This window comes from Amycolatopsis pretoriensis, assembly GCF_900107925.1.
Taxonomy (GTDB): domain Bacteria; phylum Actinomycetota; class Actinomycetes; order Mycobacteriales; family Pseudonocardiaceae; genus Amycolatopsis; species Amycolatopsis pretoriensis.
Map to the genome: position 1 here is coordinate 470,642 of NZ_FNUJ01000001.1, position 14,489 is coordinate 485,130.

A 14,489-nucleotide genomic window follows, 5' to 3' on the forward strand; every position below is an offset into this window, starting at 1 on the left:
CATCCCGACGACGAAACCCGGAGTGCAGTTGGCAGACGTTTTGCGCGCGGTCGTGGACGAGCTGACGGCGGACCCCTCCAACGCGTGGGCACGTGACCTCGGCTACCGTCCGGTGTGGGCCGGGTCGTCCTCGGCGCGCATCGTGATCATCGGGCAGGCGCCGGGATGGCGCGCTCAGGAGAGCGGGATCCCGTGGGACGACGCCAGCGGCGTGCGGTTGCGCTCGTGGCTCGGTGTCCGCGACGACGAGTTCTACGATCCCGAACTGGTCGCCGTCGTACCGATGGACTTCTACTTCCCGGGCAAGGGCAAGACGGGCGACCTGCCGCCGCGCCGGGACTTCGCGCCGCGGTGGCATCCGCGGATCTTGGCCGGGATGCCCGACGTGGAACTCCGGGTGCTCATCGGCGCCTACGCCCAGCGGTTCTACCTCGCGGGCCGGGCCAAGGCGAACCTCACCGAGACCGTGCGAGCCTACGGCGAGTACCTGCCCGGGGAGTTCCCGCTGGTGCACCCGTCGCCGCTGAACTACCGCTGGCACGCCCGGAACACGTGGTTCGAGGCCGAGGTCGTTCCCGAACTGGCGCGCCGGGTGTCGATCGTCCTGGGACGTGGGTGAACGCGCTCTCCTCGACCGGGAAGTGGTCTGCATGGTCCGTCTACGGCGGCGACCGAATCGACCTCCGGTCCGGACGCGCATCGCCGGGCCGCCGTGGTGCGATAGCCTGGTGCCGTGGTGGAACCGGAAAGCACTGTGAAGCCTGTCCGGCGCACGGCGCGTGGTGAGGCGACCCGGGTGCGGATTCTGCTGGCCGCGGTCGACTTGATGACGGTGAAAGGCGTCGCCGCCACGACGCTCGACGACGTCCGTGCGGCGAGCAGCACCAGCAAGTCGCAGCTCTACCACCACTACCCCGACAAGGACGCTCTGGTCCAGGACGTGGTCGAGTACCAGGCCGAGCAGGTGCTGTCCGGTCAGGGGGAACAGCTGCGCCGGCTCAACTCGATCCGGGGACTCGAGCGCTGGCGGGACGCGATCATCCAGCGGAACGCGCTGCGCAACGGTGCTCACGGTTGCCGGCTCGGCTCCCTGGCGAGTGAGCTCGCCGACCAGAACGAGCGGGCGCGGTCGGCTCTCGCGGGTCACTTCGAGACCTGGCGTGACCTGATCGCCGACGGTCTGCGGCGGATGCGTGACTCGGGCAAGCTGCGGCCCGACGCCGATCCCGAACGGCTCGCCATCGGCCTGATGGGTGCCCTCCAGGGTGGGTACCTGCTGGCGCAGACCGAGCACGACGTCACGCCGATGCGCATCGCGCTCGACATGGCCATCGACCACATCCGCGGCTACCAGCCCTGAGGCGACCCGGCAGACCGCGGTGGCTACGCCGGATCGTGGGCAGCGGGGGAGCGCACGACGGTGAGCGTCGCGGGTCCGACGCGCAGCAGCCCGTCGTCGAGAGGGGCGCACCGCACGCCGCCGCGTCCGCGCAACCCGCGGAACGCGCCGGGCGCCAGGACCACGTCCATCCACGCGCACGGGTGGGCGGGGCGATAGGCCTGGAACCGGACTTCGCCCGCCCCGGAGTCGAGGCCGAAGACGGCCCCCGTCCCGCCCCGCGGCGCAGCCAGCTCGTCGACGGGAAACCCCCGCAGGACGACGTTGCGTCGTGGCAGGTGGGGGCGTGGCGCCGCGGCGAGACCGAGGTTCTCGGCGAGGAGGTCGAGCGACTCGGCGGCGAAGACGGTGACGGCGGCCCGGCGGTGGGCGGGCTGGTTGAAGTACCGGTCGCCGACGAGCCCGAGGCTCGCGCGCACGGCGACTTCCTCGCGCTCGACGGGTTCCGGATCGGGCCGCGGTCCGTCCGCGGGCCGGCCTTCGAAGGCGTGCACAGGGGAGGTCAGGAGCGCGACGATCTCCACCTCGGTGGTCGTGACGAGCCGATCGTTCGCCCGGGGGTGGTCCGGCATGGGCTCTCCTCGCTCCCGCTGCTTACGCCGGAGGGATCATCCCGGCCCGGCTGGGGAGCGTCCAGCCGGGCCGTGGCAGGTGACCAGTGTGCGCGGCCACGACACCGGGCCTACCGGTCGTCGGTGTCGCTCGTGAACAGGGTGCGGTAGTCGCCGTAGCCCGCGTTCTCCAGGTCGTCGAGGTGGATGAACCGCAACGACGCGGAGTTGATGCAGTAGCGCTGACCGCCCTTGTCGAGCGGGCCGTCGTCGAAGACGTGTCCGAGGTGGCTGTCCCCGTGCGGCGAGCGGACCTCCGCCCGGATCATCCCGTGGCTGAAGTCCTCGCGCTTGACGACGTTCGCCTTGGCGATCGGCTTGGTGAAGCTCGGCCAGCCGGAACGGCTGTCGTACTTGTCGACCGAAGCGAACAGCGGCTCGCCGGACACGACGTCAACGTAGATGCCCGGCTCGTGGTTGTCCCAGTACGCGTTCGCGAAGGGACGCTCTGTGCCGTCCTGCTGGGTCACGCGGTACTGCTCCGGATCCAGTCGCGACACGGCTTCCGGGCTCTTGTGGTAGTTGGTCTGCTGAGGCACAGCTCTCCCTTCCCCGCCTTGCGGCGTGAAGCTGGGGGACCAGGTGAAACGCACCTGGACGTGCAGATGTAGAGACAAGCCGCGAACCAGCTCTATTCCTCCGGCCGGTGGGGACGTTCTTCTTTCGTAAGAACAGCGGCGCGTTCTCTGACCGCCTCCGAGGTGGACTAAATGGTCCAGACTGGCTAGGGTCGCGGGAACAACGAGGCAGATCGGACAGGAACCCATGAGTGACGACTCCGACGAGTTCGACGGCGGTTTCGACCTGGACAACGGTGTGCTGGATCCCGAGGACAGCCTCGTGGACCGCGGAGTACCGGATGTGCTGGACGAGGGTTACACGCCGCCGGACCACCCCATCGCGGTTTTCGACTGGGGTACGACGGCACGGGAGGCCGCTGGTCACGAGGAGCTCGGCAAACGCCTCGCTCGAGAGCTGCCGGACGTCTTCCCCGTCGCGGACCGGGGCGATGGGCTCGGTGACGCGTCCGATACGGACGGCGAGCCGTACGACGACCAGGTCGGTGTGGTGCGGGCAGGAAGGCTGATCGAGGACCCCGACGCCGACGAGGTGTATCCCTACCTCTTCGCTTCCGATGTGGGCGTGGACGGCGCCGCTGCGTCAGCCGAAGAAGCAGCGATCCACATCGTGACGGAATGACCGTCGACGCGACCCGCACGATCCAGAAGGGCAGGCACGTATGGTGATCACCAGGGGCTTCGTCGGGCGCGGGCGCGCCGGCCGAGATCCACGGCTTCCACCCGGGCAACACGACGCGGGCGGCGATTGGCCGGTACTGCACGCGGAAGCGACGCCGTCGATCGACACCGCGGACTGGACCTTCGCCATCGACGGCCTCGTCGACACACCTGCCAAGTGGACCTGGGACGAGATCCACGCGCTTCCGGGCGACCGGTACGAAGGCGCGATCCACTGTGTGACGACGTGGTCCAAGTTCGGTATGACGTTCGACGGTGTCTCGATCGACACCTTGCTCGAGATCACCGGTCTGCGGGACGATGCGGCCTACGTCCTGGCGCGGTCGCACACCGGCTACACGACCAACCTGCCGATCGAGGACGTGGTCGACGGCCGGGCCTGGGTGGTGTGGGACGTCGACGGCGCACCGCTGGACGACATCCACGGCGGCCCGGCCCGGCTGCTGGTGCCGCACCTGTACTTCTGGAAGAGCGCGAAATGGGTGTCGGGGCTGACGTTCATGGCCGAGGACGAACCGGGTTTCTGGGAGCGGAACGGCTACCACGACCACGGCGACCCGTGGCTCGAGCAGCGTTACCAGGGCGACTGATGGCCACCGCTTCGACCTGGCAGACCGGTGTCGTGACCGCGATCGGCGCGGAGACACCGCACGCGAAGACGTTTCGGTTGCGGCTCGCCGAACCCCGGACGCACCGCGCCGGCCAGTTCTACGTCGTCCGGCTGACCGCCCCGGACGGCTACCACGCCCAGCGCGACTACTCGGTGGCCAATGCCCCCGGCGGAGACGACATCGAGCTCACGGTCGAGAAGCTGCCGGACGGCGAAGTGTCGGCGTTTCTGCACAACGACGTCGAAGTCGGTGACGTCCTGCAGGTCCGCGGTCCGATCGGCAGGTTCTTCTCCTGGGACGGTGCCACACCGATCGTGGGCGTCGCCGGGGGCTCCGGGGTCGTCCCGCTCATGTCCATGCTGCGCCTGGCCCGACGTGCCGACCGCGCCGATCTGATGCGGCTGATCGTGTCCGTTCGATCGCCCGAAGAGCTTTACTACGCAGACGAAATCGCCGGCCCGGAGACCACTGTCGTCTACACCCGCCGAGCCTTGGAGCGCAGTTCCCGGCCGGTGGGCCGTCTCACGGTCGAGGACCTCGCGCCTCTTGTCGAAGGCGATCGCGAGGTGTACGTCTGCGGTTCGCAGGGATTCTGCGACACGGCGACCAGCCTTCTCCTCGGCGCCGGAGTCGAGACGAAGCGAATCCGGGTGAGCCGGTTCGGACCGACTGCCTGAGCCGGCTGTTGCCGGCGGCCCCACGGCACTCGTCAGGTGGCGTGGGCTCGAACTTGATCGAACGCCATCTCGAGCGTTACGCGCAGTTGGTCGGCGTCTCGGGTCAGGTGCGCCAGCAGATGACCTCCTTGCAGGGCGGCGATCAGGCCGACGGCGAGTTCCTCGGGAGGTACGCCGCGGTCGAGCTCGCCGGCGGTCTGGAGGCGGGACAGGGCTGAGGCCAGCGAAGTCCTCCAGTGGGCAAAAGCCGTTGCGAGCGCGCGTTGGCCTCGGTCGTGCCGGTCGGCGAGGTGGTGGATCAGCGAACCGAGCGCACTACTGCTTTTCCGCGCGCGTGGGTCGAGGAGCCGCGACAGCCAGTGTTGCAGGTCTTCAAGGTTCTGAACGGCGTCCAGGCGGGGAAGCTGAGCTCGTAAGACGGCGTCGAGCTGGGTTGACACGATCACCTCCACGATCACGTCGGGGTCTGGGAACAACTGCTCGAATTCGGCTCGGCTCACCCGGGCGGCAGCTTGGATGCGCGCGGGGGTGAGCGAGCCGACGCCGTTCTGCGCCAGGAGCGCGGTCGCCGAGGCCACAACGCGTGCACGAGAATCCGGCTCTGATATGTCGAGATCGGGGCAGCGTCCGTCGTACCAGTCGGCCGTCATGGCGTGCACAGTAGTCGTGCCCGCCCTGGCCGGGTGCATCCGCCCCGGCAAAAAGTGGACTGTTTGGTCCTTACTGCGTGCGCTGAACGAAGGGGCAGCGACAGTTCGGCCGGCCGCGCTCTTGGCTGGGCCACGAGCGCGGCCGCTCGAATGAGTTCCCCACGTCACCGATGCGGCATCTCAAGGAGTCGCCGCTGCGTGATCAATCACCGGGCCCGTTGACTATCCAACTCGTCACGACGCCGCCGATGCATCCGAGGGCGGCAGCGGGGATTATCGCGGGGGCACTGGCCGCCCCGGCCAAAGCCGCAATGGCACTGCCGGCGGCGCCTCCGAGGCACGCCTTGGAGGTGTCGGCCTTCAGGCCGGTGGGGTCGATCCGGTTGACGGGGTTACCGCCCACGTAGGCGTACCGGCTGGCCATGTCGGGCTCCAGGACCAGGCTGATCGGGTCGAGGGCGGTCCAGTTGCCGGTGGCCGGGTCGTGCCACCGGACGCCGTGTCTGAGCCAGCCCGTGGTCTCGTCCAGCAGTCCCTGGGTATAGCGGATGGGATTGGCAGCGGATGCTGCGCCGGCGGCGGTGAGCTGTCGCCCGGCGGGGTCGTAGGAGTAAGTAGCCGTCACCGTGCCGGTGCTGTCGATCAGGTTGACGGGGCTGCTTTGATTGTCCAGCGCGTAGTAGTGAGTGGTGCCGTCAGGCCGCTGGAAGACGAGGGGTACGCCGGTGGGGTCGGTGTCGATGTATGCGGTTTGGCCGTTTCTGGCGAACGACTGGAGTACCGGGACACCGTTGGCGTCGCCGAGTCCGTAGACGTAGCTGGTCGTGGTTGCCCCGGTAGTGGTGGAGACGAGTTCGTTCTGGTCGCCGCCCGCCCAGGTGTAGGTGCTCGAGGAGGAGCCCTGGGTGCGGGTCGTGGTCTGCCCGGCGGCGTTGTAGGTGAAGGTGCCCTGAGCCGGGTCGGCGGTTCGGTTGCCGGCGGCGTCGTGGCTGTAGCCGGTGTTCGAGATCTGGTTGCCCGTGTTGTAGGTCAGGGTTTGCGTGGTGGTGCCGTCGACCTTGGCGGTGAGCCTGTTGCCGGCCTTGTCGTAGGTGTAGGCGTAGTCGTGACCGCCGTGGTTCGAGATCGCGGTGAGCCGGTTGGAGGTGTCGTAGCTGTAGAGCGACACCGCGCCGGTGAGGTTGTCGGTCGACCACTTGATGAGGTCGGTGTCGGTGGTGGCCGACGTCGACGGGCATGCCTGACCGGCGACGCGGGGCGAGTAGCAGAACCCGGTGTCGAACGTCTTGGTCGCGTCGTTGGACGCGCGTGAGGTCCAGGTCCGCGAAATCCGGCCGGCTTTGTCGAAGGTCGTTTTCGTGTGCGCGGCGAAGGTGGTGTGGGCGGGGTTGGTGGTGAACCAGGTGTCGGTGCGCTTGCCGTCGTCGTCGTAGGCGAAGGCGGTTTTCTGCCCGTTCGGGGTGGTCATGTCGGTGACCTCGTTCGCCGCGTCGTAGCCGTAGGTGGTGGCGCCGCGGGCATCGGTCTTCGAGATCAGGTTGCCGGTTTTGTCGTAGCCGTAGGTCAGGGTGCCGCCGCCGGAGGTCGCGGTGCGTGAGGTGATCCGGTTCTGCGCGTCGTAGGCGAGAGTGGTCGTGCCGGAGGTGTCGGTGCGGGTGAGGACGTTGCCGGCGCCGTCGTAGGTGAACGCCACGTCGGGGGTGCCGTCGGAGTATTGGATGGTCTTGATCCGGTCGGCGCGGTCGTAAGCGTAGATCGTGCGCAGGCCGCGGCCGTCGCGGACGGCGTGCAAGCGCCCGAACCCGTCGTAGGAGAGCGTGGTCGCCGCCAGGCTCGAGCCGGCCGGAGGGGCGACGTCGGTGACCTGGTGGTCGGTGTTCGCGCTGTAGTCGGTGACGTTGGTGCGCGGGTCGGTGGCGGTGTCGAGGGTGCCGTCGGGGTTGTAGCCGACCTTCGAGGTCGCGGTCGCGGTGGTGTTGGCCGATGCGAGTTGGTTCCCGGCGCCGTCGTAGGTGAACAGCTTGGCGTTGCCCTGCCAGTCGGTGCCGCCGGAAGGCAGGTACTTCGCGGTGCCGGTGTTCGCGTAGGTCGCGGTCGCCTTCGCTCCGGTCGGCGCGGTGACGCTGGTCAGCGACTCGCCGGCGTTCACGGCCGGGTCGTGGCCGAAGATGGTGACACCCCCGGTGCCGCTGGTCGAGGTCGCGATGTCGGTGAACGGGGTGTAGGTCTTGGCGCGGCCCCGGCCGAGCGGATCAGCCACGGAGGTCACCAGCTCCTGGGCGTTGAGGAAGTAGTCGGTCTGGGGTCCGTCGGCGGGGATGGCCTGGGTGTTGTTCGGGCTCGCGACCAGCGTCTCCCCGGCCGAGTAGTAGGTGAACCGGGTCGTCGCGCCGCCGGCCGGGTTCTCCTGGGTGACCTTTTTGACGCGGTGGGCGGTGTCGTACTGGATTGCGGTCTGCTTGCCGGCTCCGTTGGTGATGGTGGTCAGGTCACCGGTGTTCGCGTCGTAGCCGAACTGGGTGCTCTTCGCTGTGGGGTCGGTGATCTTGGTCAGCTTGCCCGCGGTGTAGGTGTAGGTGACGCTGCGCGCGGTGCCGTCGTCGCCGGTCTGGCCGATCGTGGCCAAGGAACCCGACCAGGAGAGGTTCGCGGTCCGGGCGCCGGCGCCGCCGCGGGTCGAGGTGACCTGGGACAGCTTGCCGGAGGTGTAGGCGAAGGTGGTGGTCTGGGCGTTGCGGTCCTTGATCGACACCAGCTGTCCGGTCGAGTCGAACGCCGACACGGAGTTGGTGTCGTGGTCGGTGATCGTCCAGCCCGAGGTGGTCTTCACCATGGCGACCTTGAATCCGGCCGGCGCGGTGTAGGCCGTGCCGCCGGTGGGTTGGAACAGGCCTTCGCGGCTTTCGGGGGCCAGGTAGAGCACCGAGTTGTCGGAGTTCAGGATGACCTTGGTGTCCTGACCGACTCGCATCGCCCACCCGGCTCCGGCTGCGCCGGACGGCAGCGCGGTGCCGGTGCCGAGGCGGAGGCTGTTGTAGGTCAGACCGAGCTGGAGGTCACCTTGGATGCCGGGCAGAGCCAGGTCGGAGGTGGTGACCAGCAGGTTGCCGGTGCCGACGTCGACCGACGCGGAAACCGTGTCGGAGATCGGGAACGGGATCCGGGTCGCCGATGGGCGGGGCCCGCCCAAGGTCGGGGTCAGCACCGCGGCGGTACCGGCCTCGGCCGTTGTCACCGCGAGCAGACCACCGGACAACAGCACCAACGCGGTCGCGACCGCGAGGACCGGACGATGGCATGACGTTCTTCGCGTGTACAAAAACGACTCCTCGTCGAAGATTCGGCTTCCCCTGTTACTTCGAGCGGGAAAGGTTCGTGCCTGTGCATTCGGCCCACACCCGAGTGGGTGGAACGGTTGACGATCCGGCACCCGATTCACCTGAATGCTGCGAGCGGCAGGGGAGGAGCCGATCCGGGCGGCGTCCGCCGAGCGGGGAAGGGCCTTCGTCGTTGCTGATCCCGTCGATTCGACCCGCGCTTCGGCCCATCGGGCCCGCACCCGGCAGGAGGCGTGCGTCAGGATGCCCGAAAAGGACTCGAACCCGGCCCGGTCCGGCTAGGCTGAGGGCATGACCGACTCGAGGCGTGGTTCCGGCGAAACGCCGGAAGAGCTGGCGAACGCGTTGCGGGACCAGGCCAGGAGCGCCGCCACTTCGGCGCTGCGCGCGGGGCTGGAAGACATCGAAGACCGGTACGGCCAGCACGTCGCCGACAGGGTCGTCACCTTGGTCGACGTGGACGGCGTGTTCGCCGGCCTGGACGATCCGGTCACCGCTCGCCGGGGGCGGCCGCAGCCGGAGGACGACGAGCCGTACGAGTTCAAGCCGGTGGGCTCGCTGTAGGGGTCACTTCTGCCAGTCGTAGCTCAGCGTGGGCGGCTGGTCGGAACCCTTCGTGACGGTGAGGTGGTCGCCGGGGTGCGCGGCGGCGTACCGGACCATCTCGTCGTACATCCGGTCGCGCATCCCGACGTCGCGCACCTCGATCGTGGCGCGCTGGCCCAGCGGCAGCTGGTCGGCCTGCACGCCCGGGTCGTTGCGGATCGCCAGGTTCCAGAAGTGCTTCTTGTCGGTGCCGTCGGCGCCCTGGCCGTCGTTGGTGAAGTAGACCTGGCCGGTGTCCTTGTTGTAGATCGTCTGGGTCACCTTGATCTGGTCGTCACCCTGGGCGGCGTTGAAGTGCCCGTTGTTGTTCGGCGAGTCGCTGGTGTAGAAGCCGACTTCCCCGCCGAACGCGTGGTTCCCGTACTTGCCCTTCCACAGTTCCAGCCGGTATGTCTTCCCGGTCTCGGTGTCGGTGAACTCCATGTTGTCGCCGTCGTCGCCGGTTTCGTCGAGCTCCATTCCGAAAGCCTCGCCGAACTTGTCGTAGAGGTCTTTCCAGCCCAGGTAGCTCTGCACCGAATGCTCGCCGGTGGTGAAGAAGCCGCCTTCCTCGTTGTACCGGAAACCGAGGTAGTCGTAGATCTTCTGCGCGACCTCGGGATTCTGCATGATCTTGTTCCAGTCCTGGTGAAGCAGCGCCGCCCGCAGTTCCGGATATTTCTTCAGCAGGGCGAGGAGCCCGGGAATCTCGCGGAGCATGATCGCGCCGATCTCGGCGAGGTTCCGCTTCTCGGAGCCCGCGAGCTCCCACACCTGACCGGTCTTGAACCGCAGCTTCTGGCCCTCGATGAGCAGGATCGCGTCGTAGGTGGTGGTCACCCGTTCCAGGTCGGCCAGCAGGACGAGCGCCTGGGCCTTGACGGCCTTGTCCTGCGCCCAGGCGACGGCGAGGTCGACCTGGCGGATCCCGAATCCGTGCCAGCCGTGGTCGAGCTTCTTCTGGAGGCTCTCGGCGTCCGCGCGCGTGTTCCGGGCTTCCTGCTGGGCCTTCGCCAGCGCGTCACGGATCGTCTCGAACGACTTGGCCGAGTCCTCGAGATCCTGGGCCTGGTCGTCGCGGTTCTTCTTGAACGCTTCCAGCGAGGTGAGCGCCGCTTCGCCGGCCCCGCCGTGCCAGGCCTCGCTCAGCTGAACGCGCACGCTCTCCAGCAGGGCCTTGGTGTCGGCGATGGTTTCCTTGGTGGCCCGGCAGGCCCGGGCGCGGTCGTCCAGTTCGGTGGTGCTGCCCTTCTCCACCTGGTCGGCGAGCGCGTAGATCTTGTCGAACACCGCGGTCACCGGTCGATCCTGCCGAGGCTGCTGTCCAGTGCCTTCAGGAACGCGTCGCGGGCCCCGGAATCGGTGCGGTGGTAGCTCTTCGCGGCCGTCTGGATGCTTTCGACCAGGTTGTCGACCTGCTGCTGGGCGGCGTCCAGGTCGTCCTTGCGCGTCGCCAGCCAGACGTCGTAGTCCCCGGCGAAGCCGCCGACGCGCGCTGTGCTCCCGACGTTCGGCGATCCGCCGATGGACAACGTCGGCGACGTCCCCGCACTGAGCTTGGCCGCCGCGGCGTTGATGTCCGCGACGTCGACCTCGAAACCCACCGGAACTCCCTCCCCGCCGTCCGAGTGACAGGGCTCGGCGGCAATGTAACAGTTTGCCGCAGATCGGAGGCCTGGCTGCCGTTTTCGGTTCCCCGGTCAGTGGCCGGAACCGGACATGTCCACGGATGGTCAAGCCACCTGCCGCCGCGACGACGGGATCTTCCGGACGACCACCCGGCCCTACGTCGTGCCTCGCTCCCCGAGAGCAGCCGGCACCAGGAGCCGCGCGGCCTCGCGGAAGGGGGCCACCAGCGGGTTCGGGTCCCACGCCCGCGATGCCACCACGACCCGGCAGGGTTCGAAGCCTTCGACCGGGATCGCCGTCACGTCGTCGCGCAGCCGAAGCCGGTGATCGCCGGCGGGCAGGACCGCCACCGCGCTCCCCGACGCGACCAGTTCCAGCTTGTCCTCGAAGCTGTCGTCCGGCGCGGGCGGTGGTGCGCCGTCCCTGGGTGTGCTCCAGAGCGTCGGCGTCACCGCGCACGGCACCAATTCCTCGTCACCCAGGTCGTCCGCCGAGACGGCTTCCTTACCTGCCAAGCGGTGCGTGGCCGGGACGAGCAGCACACGGGGCTCCTCGTACAACGGCGTCACCGTGGCGGAGAACGACAGCGGCTCGCGGGTGACCAGGGCGTCGACCCGGCCGTCGGCCAGCGCGCGCACGTCGTGCCAGCGCAGCAGCCGCGTCCGGACGCGCGCGTCCGGGTGGCGGTGGCGCAGCGCCTGCACCGCGGGGGTGACGATCAGGCCCTCGACGTAGCCGATGGTGATCTCGCCGGGCGGGTCGGCGGCACGGGCGACGGACACGGCGTCGTCGGCGGCTTCGAGGACGGCGTGGGCGCGCGGCAGGAACGCTTCGCCGGCCGACGTGAGGCTGGTTCCCCGCGGTGTGCGCGCGAGCAGCCGCACGCCGAGCTGGTGCTCCAGCCGCTGGATCTGGCGGCTCAGCGACGGCTGGGCGAGGTGCAGAGCCGTCGCGGCGCGGCCGAAGTTGCCGTGCTGAGCCACGACCGTGAAGTACCGGATCAGCCGCAGGTCGAGATCCACTCCGTCGAGGGTACGCCGCCATGCGCCGACGGTATGGCGGCATGCGGAACGGGACTTGGACGTGGCGGCGCACCCGGCAGTTGACTCGGGTCATGAACGCTTACGAGGGAAAGAACGTCGTGATCACCGGCGGGAGCAGCGGCCTCGGTCTCGCGGCCGCCGAACTGCTGGTCGACCGCGGCGCCCGGGTGCTGATCACCGGGCGGGACGAGGAAAAGCTCGAGTCCGCGCGCCGGCGGCTGGGCGAGCGGGCGACGGCCGTGCGCAGCGACTCCGCGTCGATGGCCGACATCGAGGAGCTGGCCCGGCTGGTCCGCGCGGAGTTCGACGCGGTGGACGCGGTGTTCGTCAACGCCGGTGTGACCGCCTTCGCGCCGTTCGAGTCGACGCCGGAAGCGCAGTACGACGAGCTGTTCGCGGTGAACACCAAGGGCCCGTACTTCACCGTGCAGAAGCTCGCACCGCTGTTGCGCGAGGGCGCGGGTGTCGTGCTCACGACGTCGGTGGCCAACCGGAAGGGCCTCGACATGATCAGCGTCTACGCCGCGACCAAGGCGGCCCTGCGGTCGATGACCCGGTCCCTGGCGCGGGAACTGCTGCCCCGCCGGGTGCGCGTCAACGCCGTCAGCCCGGGGCCGATCGACACCGGCATCCTCGGCGCGACCCTGCCGCCCGACGCCGCCGACCGGATGAAGACCGAGATGGAGGCGCAGAACCCGATGCAGCGCTTCGGAGAGCCGGCCGAGGTCGCGGCGGCGGTGGCCTACCTGGCGTTCGAAGCGACGTTCACCACCGGTGCCGAGATCCCCGTCGACGGCGGCGCCGCCCAGCTCTAGCGCCGATGGTCAGCCCGCCGGCGGCGCCGCCCACGCGTCGAGGTCTTCCCAGGCCGTCAACCGCAGTCCGCTGGTGAACCGGCGGGGAATCCCGGTCACCGGGTCGTCGAACGCGACCACCCGCGCCAGCAGCTGCAGCGGTTTCGTGAAGTCCCCCAGGGGTTTTTCGCGCAGCGCCGGGTAGAAGTCGTCGCCGAGGATCGGGATGCCCAAGCCGCTCAGGTGGACCCGCAGCTGGTGCGTCCGGCCCGTCGACGGCCGCAGCCGGTAGCGGCCCAAACCGTCGCGGTGCTCGGCCAGCTCCACGTGCGTCTCGGCGTTCGGCTCGCCCGGCACCTCCTGCGCGGCCAGCACCCCGCGTTCCTTGACGATCCGGCTGCGCACGGTCCGCGGCAGCTCCAGTGCCGGATCGAAAGGCGCGATCGCCTCGTACTCCTTGTGGACCTTCCGGTCGCGGAAGAGCGTCTGGTACCGCCCGCGCAGCTCCGGCGTGATCACGAACATCACCAGGCCGGCGGTGACGCGGTCGAGGCGGTGGGCGGGGGACAGCTGCGGCAGGTCGAGGTCCCGGCGCAGGCGCACGAGCGCCGTCTCGAGGATGTGCTGCCCGCGGGGGATGGTCGCGAGGAAGTGCGGCTTGTCGACGACCAGCAGGTGCTCGTCGCGGTGCACCACGCGGATCTCGAACGGCACCGGCACCTCGTCCGGCAGGTCGCGGTGGAACCAGATGAACGAGCCGGGGGCGTACGGCGTGTCGACGCCGAGGGGGCCGTCGGAGCCGTGGATGCGTTCTTCACGCAGCATCTGCTCGATGCGGTCCGGTGTCACCCGTGGCAGCCGGTCGACGAGATGCTCCAGCAGCGTCGGCCACTCGCCGTCGGGCAGTTTCAACCGAGCGGCTTCGAGCCCGTGGCGGGGCGGGATCGGGGGCCGGAGCTTGCGTCTCATCGTCCCCCGACTGTAGCTAACCCTCCGACGGCGTCCGGTAGCGCGCGACGTAGCGGGCGGTCGCCTCGGCGTTCTTCGCTTCGGCGGCCTCGGCGCGGATGCGGCGACCCGTGTTGTGCGGGAAGCCCTGCCGGCCCAGCCGGTGCTCGACGCTCTCCTCCATGTACGCGCAGGAGTAGAAGTACGCCACGAGCGCGGCCATGAGGACGATCGAGAGCCGCAGCCAGATCGACCCGGGCAGCAGCAGCCACACCGCGCAGAGCGGCACGATGCCGACCGACCGCTGCAGCACGTACCGGGCCCACCAGTACTTCGACGTCGCGTCGTGCAGCACCCAATCGTTGTAGCGGGCCGGCAGCTTGACGCCGACCGCGTAGCCGAGCCGGCGGAGCACACCAGGTCGTTCCATGAGGACTACAGTACACTAATAGTTAGTGCACTAAGTGTCTCGTGGACCACGTTAGGATCGCGCCATGATCGACCTGGGTGAAGACCCGCTGAAGCTGGACCGGCAAGTGTGCTTCGCGCTGTCGGTGGCTTCGCGCAGCGTGATCGCGATCTACCGGCCGCTACTGGAGCCCTACGGCCTGACGCACCCGCAGTACCTGGTGATGCTCGCGCTGTGGGAGCGCTCGCCGCGGTCGGTCAAGGACCTCGGCACGACGCTGCGCCACGAGCCGGCGACGCTGTCCCCGCTGCTCAAGCGGGTCGAGGCGCTCGGCTACGTCACGCGCAGCCGCAGCCGCGAAGACGAGCGGCAGCTGACGGTCGAGCTGACCGCCAAGGGGCGCGCGCTGCGGGCCGAGGCAGAGAAGATCCCGTACAAGGTCGTCGAGACGCTCGGGATGGACGTCGCCGAGCTGGAGGCGCTCCACGGCGTCCTGACCCGCGTCATCGACGCCACCGCCTGAGGAATGCCCCCGC

17 protein-coding genes are annotated in these 14,489 nt (G+C 69.1%); 8 read left to right on the top strand and 9 right to left on the bottom strand.

From position 1 onward, the window contains the following. Nucleotides 1–28 precede the first annotated feature (28 nt). Together BLV96_RS02275 and BLV96_RS02280 are read left to right on the top strand one after the other, a co-directional pair. A complete protein-coding gene (locus BLV96_RS02275) occupies nt 29–619 on the top strand; it encodes a uracil-DNA glycosylase family protein (protein ID WP_244180014.1) in 591 nt (196 codons plus the stop codon). A gap of 114 nt (nt 620–733) precedes the next feature. Then, nucleotides 734–1,360 (top strand): TetR/AcrR family transcriptional regulator, encoded by a 627-nt coding sequence (locus tag BLV96_RS02280; RefSeq protein ID WP_208608112.1) that lies wholly within the window; start codon nt 734–736, stop codon nt 1,358–1,360. Between the two features lie 23 nt (nt 1,361–1,383). Here the strand turns inward: BLV96_RS02280 and BLV96_RS02285 are convergent, their stop codons facing one another. Together BLV96_RS02285 and msrB are read right to left on the bottom strand one after the other, a co-directional pair. Beyond that, complete coding sequence (locus BLV96_RS02285) at nt 1,384–1,971, bottom strand: MOSC domain-containing protein (RefSeq protein ID WP_091388662.1); 588 nt, start codon at nt 1,969–1,971, stop codon at nt 1,384–1,386. Between the two features lie 110 nt (nt 1,972–2,081). Then, entirely contained in the window at nt 2,082–2,549 is a 468-nt protein-coding gene (gene msrB / locus BLV96_RS02290; protein WP_211293456.1) for a peptide-methionine (R)-S-oxide reductase MsrB, read from the bottom strand. 226 nt (nt 2,550–2,775) lie between these two features. Between msrB and BLV96_RS02295 the strand changes: the two genes are divergently transcribed. From BLV96_RS02295 to BLV96_RS02305, 3 genes are read left to right on the top strand one after another with little or no spacing between them, the layout of a single operon-like run. Then, nucleotides 2,776–3,210, top strand: a complete 435-nt coding sequence (locus BLV96_RS02295; RefSeq protein ID WP_086683711.1) for a DUF5709 domain-containing protein — start codon at nt 2,776–2,778, stop codon at nt 3,208–3,210. A 40-nt stretch (nt 3,211–3,250) separates the two neighbouring features. After that, nucleotides 3,251–3,859 (top strand): sulfite oxidase-like oxidoreductase, encoded by a 609-nt coding sequence (locus BLV96_RS02300; protein ID WP_086683707.1) that lies wholly within the window; start codon nt 3,251–3,253, stop codon nt 3,857–3,859. Beyond that, entirely contained in the window at nt 3,859–4,557 is a 699-nt protein-coding gene (locus BLV96_RS02305; RefSeq protein WP_208608113.1) for an FAD-binding oxidoreductase, read from the top strand. Before BLV96_RS02300 ends, BLV96_RS02305 begins: the two co-directional genes overlap by 1 nt. 32 nt (nt 4,558–4,589) lie before the next feature. On the opposite strand, the gene BLV96_RS02310 is transcribed toward BLV96_RS02305, so the two are convergent. Continuing rightward, entirely contained in the window at nt 4,590–5,207 is a 618-nt protein-coding gene (locus BLV96_RS02310) for a TetR/AcrR family transcriptional regulator (protein ID WP_143050908.1), read from the bottom strand. Between the two features lie 202 nt (nt 5,208–5,409). Beyond that, entirely contained in the window at nt 5,410–8,526 is a 3,117-nt protein-coding gene (locus tag BLV96_RS02315; protein ID WP_143050909.1) for an RHS repeat-associated core domain-containing protein, read from the bottom strand. 310 nt (nt 8,527–8,836) lie between these two features. Here BLV96_RS02315 and BLV96_RS02320 point away from each other — a divergent pair, with 310 nt between their 5' ends. After that, entirely contained in the window at nt 8,837–9,109 is a 273-nt protein-coding gene (locus BLV96_RS02320) for a hypothetical protein (protein ID WP_086683695.1), read from the top strand. A 3-nt stretch (nt 9,110–9,112) separates the two neighbouring features. Here the strand turns inward: BLV96_RS02320 and BLV96_RS02325 are convergent, their stop codons facing one another. The 3 genes from BLV96_RS02325 to BLV96_RS02335 form a co-directional block, all read right to left on the bottom strand. Next, nucleotides 9,113–10,429, bottom strand: a complete 1,317-nt coding sequence (locus BLV96_RS02325; protein WP_086683692.1) for a DUF4474 domain-containing protein — start codon at nt 10,427–10,429, stop codon at nt 9,113–9,115. Further along, nucleotides 10,426–10,734, bottom strand: coding sequence for a hypothetical protein (locus BLV96_RS02330; RefSeq protein ID WP_086683689.1), 309 nt, complete (start codon nt 10,732–10,734; stop codon nt 10,426–10,428). The genes BLV96_RS02325 and BLV96_RS02330 overlap by 4 nt, the downstream gene beginning before the upstream one ends. Nucleotides 10,735–10,914: 180 nt before the next feature. Continuing rightward, a complete protein-coding gene (locus tag BLV96_RS02335) occupies nt 10,915–11,781 on the bottom strand; it encodes a LysR family transcriptional regulator (protein ID WP_086683686.1) in 867 nt (288 codons plus the stop codon). Nucleotides 11,782–11,873: 92 nt separating this feature from the next. Here BLV96_RS02335 and BLV96_RS02340 point away from each other — a divergent pair, with 92 nt between their 5' ends. Next, entirely contained in the window at nt 11,874–12,617 is a 744-nt protein-coding gene (locus tag BLV96_RS02340) for an SDR family oxidoreductase (RefSeq protein ID WP_086683683.1), read from the top strand. Between the two features lie 9 nt (nt 12,618–12,626). Here the strand turns inward: BLV96_RS02340 and BLV96_RS02345 are convergent, their stop codons facing one another. Further along, nucleotides 12,627–13,565, bottom strand: a complete 939-nt coding sequence (locus tag BLV96_RS02345; protein ID WP_086683681.1) for an RluA family pseudouridine synthase — start codon at nt 13,563–13,565, stop codon at nt 12,627–12,629. 16 nt (nt 13,566–13,581) lie between these two features. Continuing rightward, nucleotides 13,582–13,959, bottom strand: coding sequence for a DUF5313 domain-containing protein (locus tag BLV96_RS02350; RefSeq protein WP_086683678.1), 378 nt, complete (start codon nt 13,957–13,959; stop codon nt 13,582–13,584). Nucleotides 13,960–14,038: 79 nt separating this feature from the next. Here BLV96_RS02350 and BLV96_RS02355 point away from each other — a divergent pair, with 79 nt between their 5' ends. Then, entirely contained in the window at nt 14,039–14,476 is a 438-nt protein-coding gene (locus tag BLV96_RS02355) for a MarR family winged helix-turn-helix transcriptional regulator (protein WP_086683675.1), read from the top strand. Nucleotides 14,477–14,489: the final 13 nt, after the last annotated feature.

Bases quoted from the DNA above. Each gene is read 5' to 3' on its own strand.
- BLV96_RS02285 (WP_091388662.1), bottom strand. From the start codon at position 1,971: ATGCCGGACCACCCCCGGGCGAACGATCGGCTCGTCACGACCACCGAG.
- BLV96_RS02295 (WP_086683711.1), top strand. From the start codon at position 2,776: ATGAGTGACGACTCCGACGAGTTCGACGGCGGTTTCGACCTGGACAAC.
- BLV96_RS02300 (WP_086683707.1), top strand. From the start codon at position 3,251: ATGGTGATCACCAGGGGCTTCGTCGGGCGCGGGCGCGCCGGCCGAGAT.
- BLV96_RS02305 (WP_208608113.1), top strand. From the start codon at position 3,859: ATGGCCACCGCTTCGACCTGGCAGACCGGTGTCGTGACCGCGATCGGC.
- BLV96_RS02310 (WP_143050908.1), bottom strand. From the start codon at position 5,207: ATGACGGCCGACTGGTACGACGGACGCTGCCCCGATCTCGACATATCA.
- BLV96_RS02320 (WP_086683695.1), top strand. From the start codon at position 8,837: ATGACCGACTCGAGGCGTGGTTCCGGCGAAACGCCGGAAGAGCTGGCG.
- BLV96_RS02340 (WP_086683683.1), top strand. From the start codon at position 11,874: ATGAACGCTTACGAGGGAAAGAACGTCGTGATCACCGGCGGGAGCAGC.
- BLV96_RS02345 (WP_086683681.1), bottom strand. From the start codon at position 13,565: ATGAGACGCAAGCTCCGGCCCCCGATCCCGCCCCGCCACGGGCTCGAA.
- BLV96_RS02355 (WP_086683675.1), top strand. From the start codon at position 14,039: ATGATCGACCTGGGTGAAGACCCGCTGAAGCTGGACCGGCAAGTGTGC.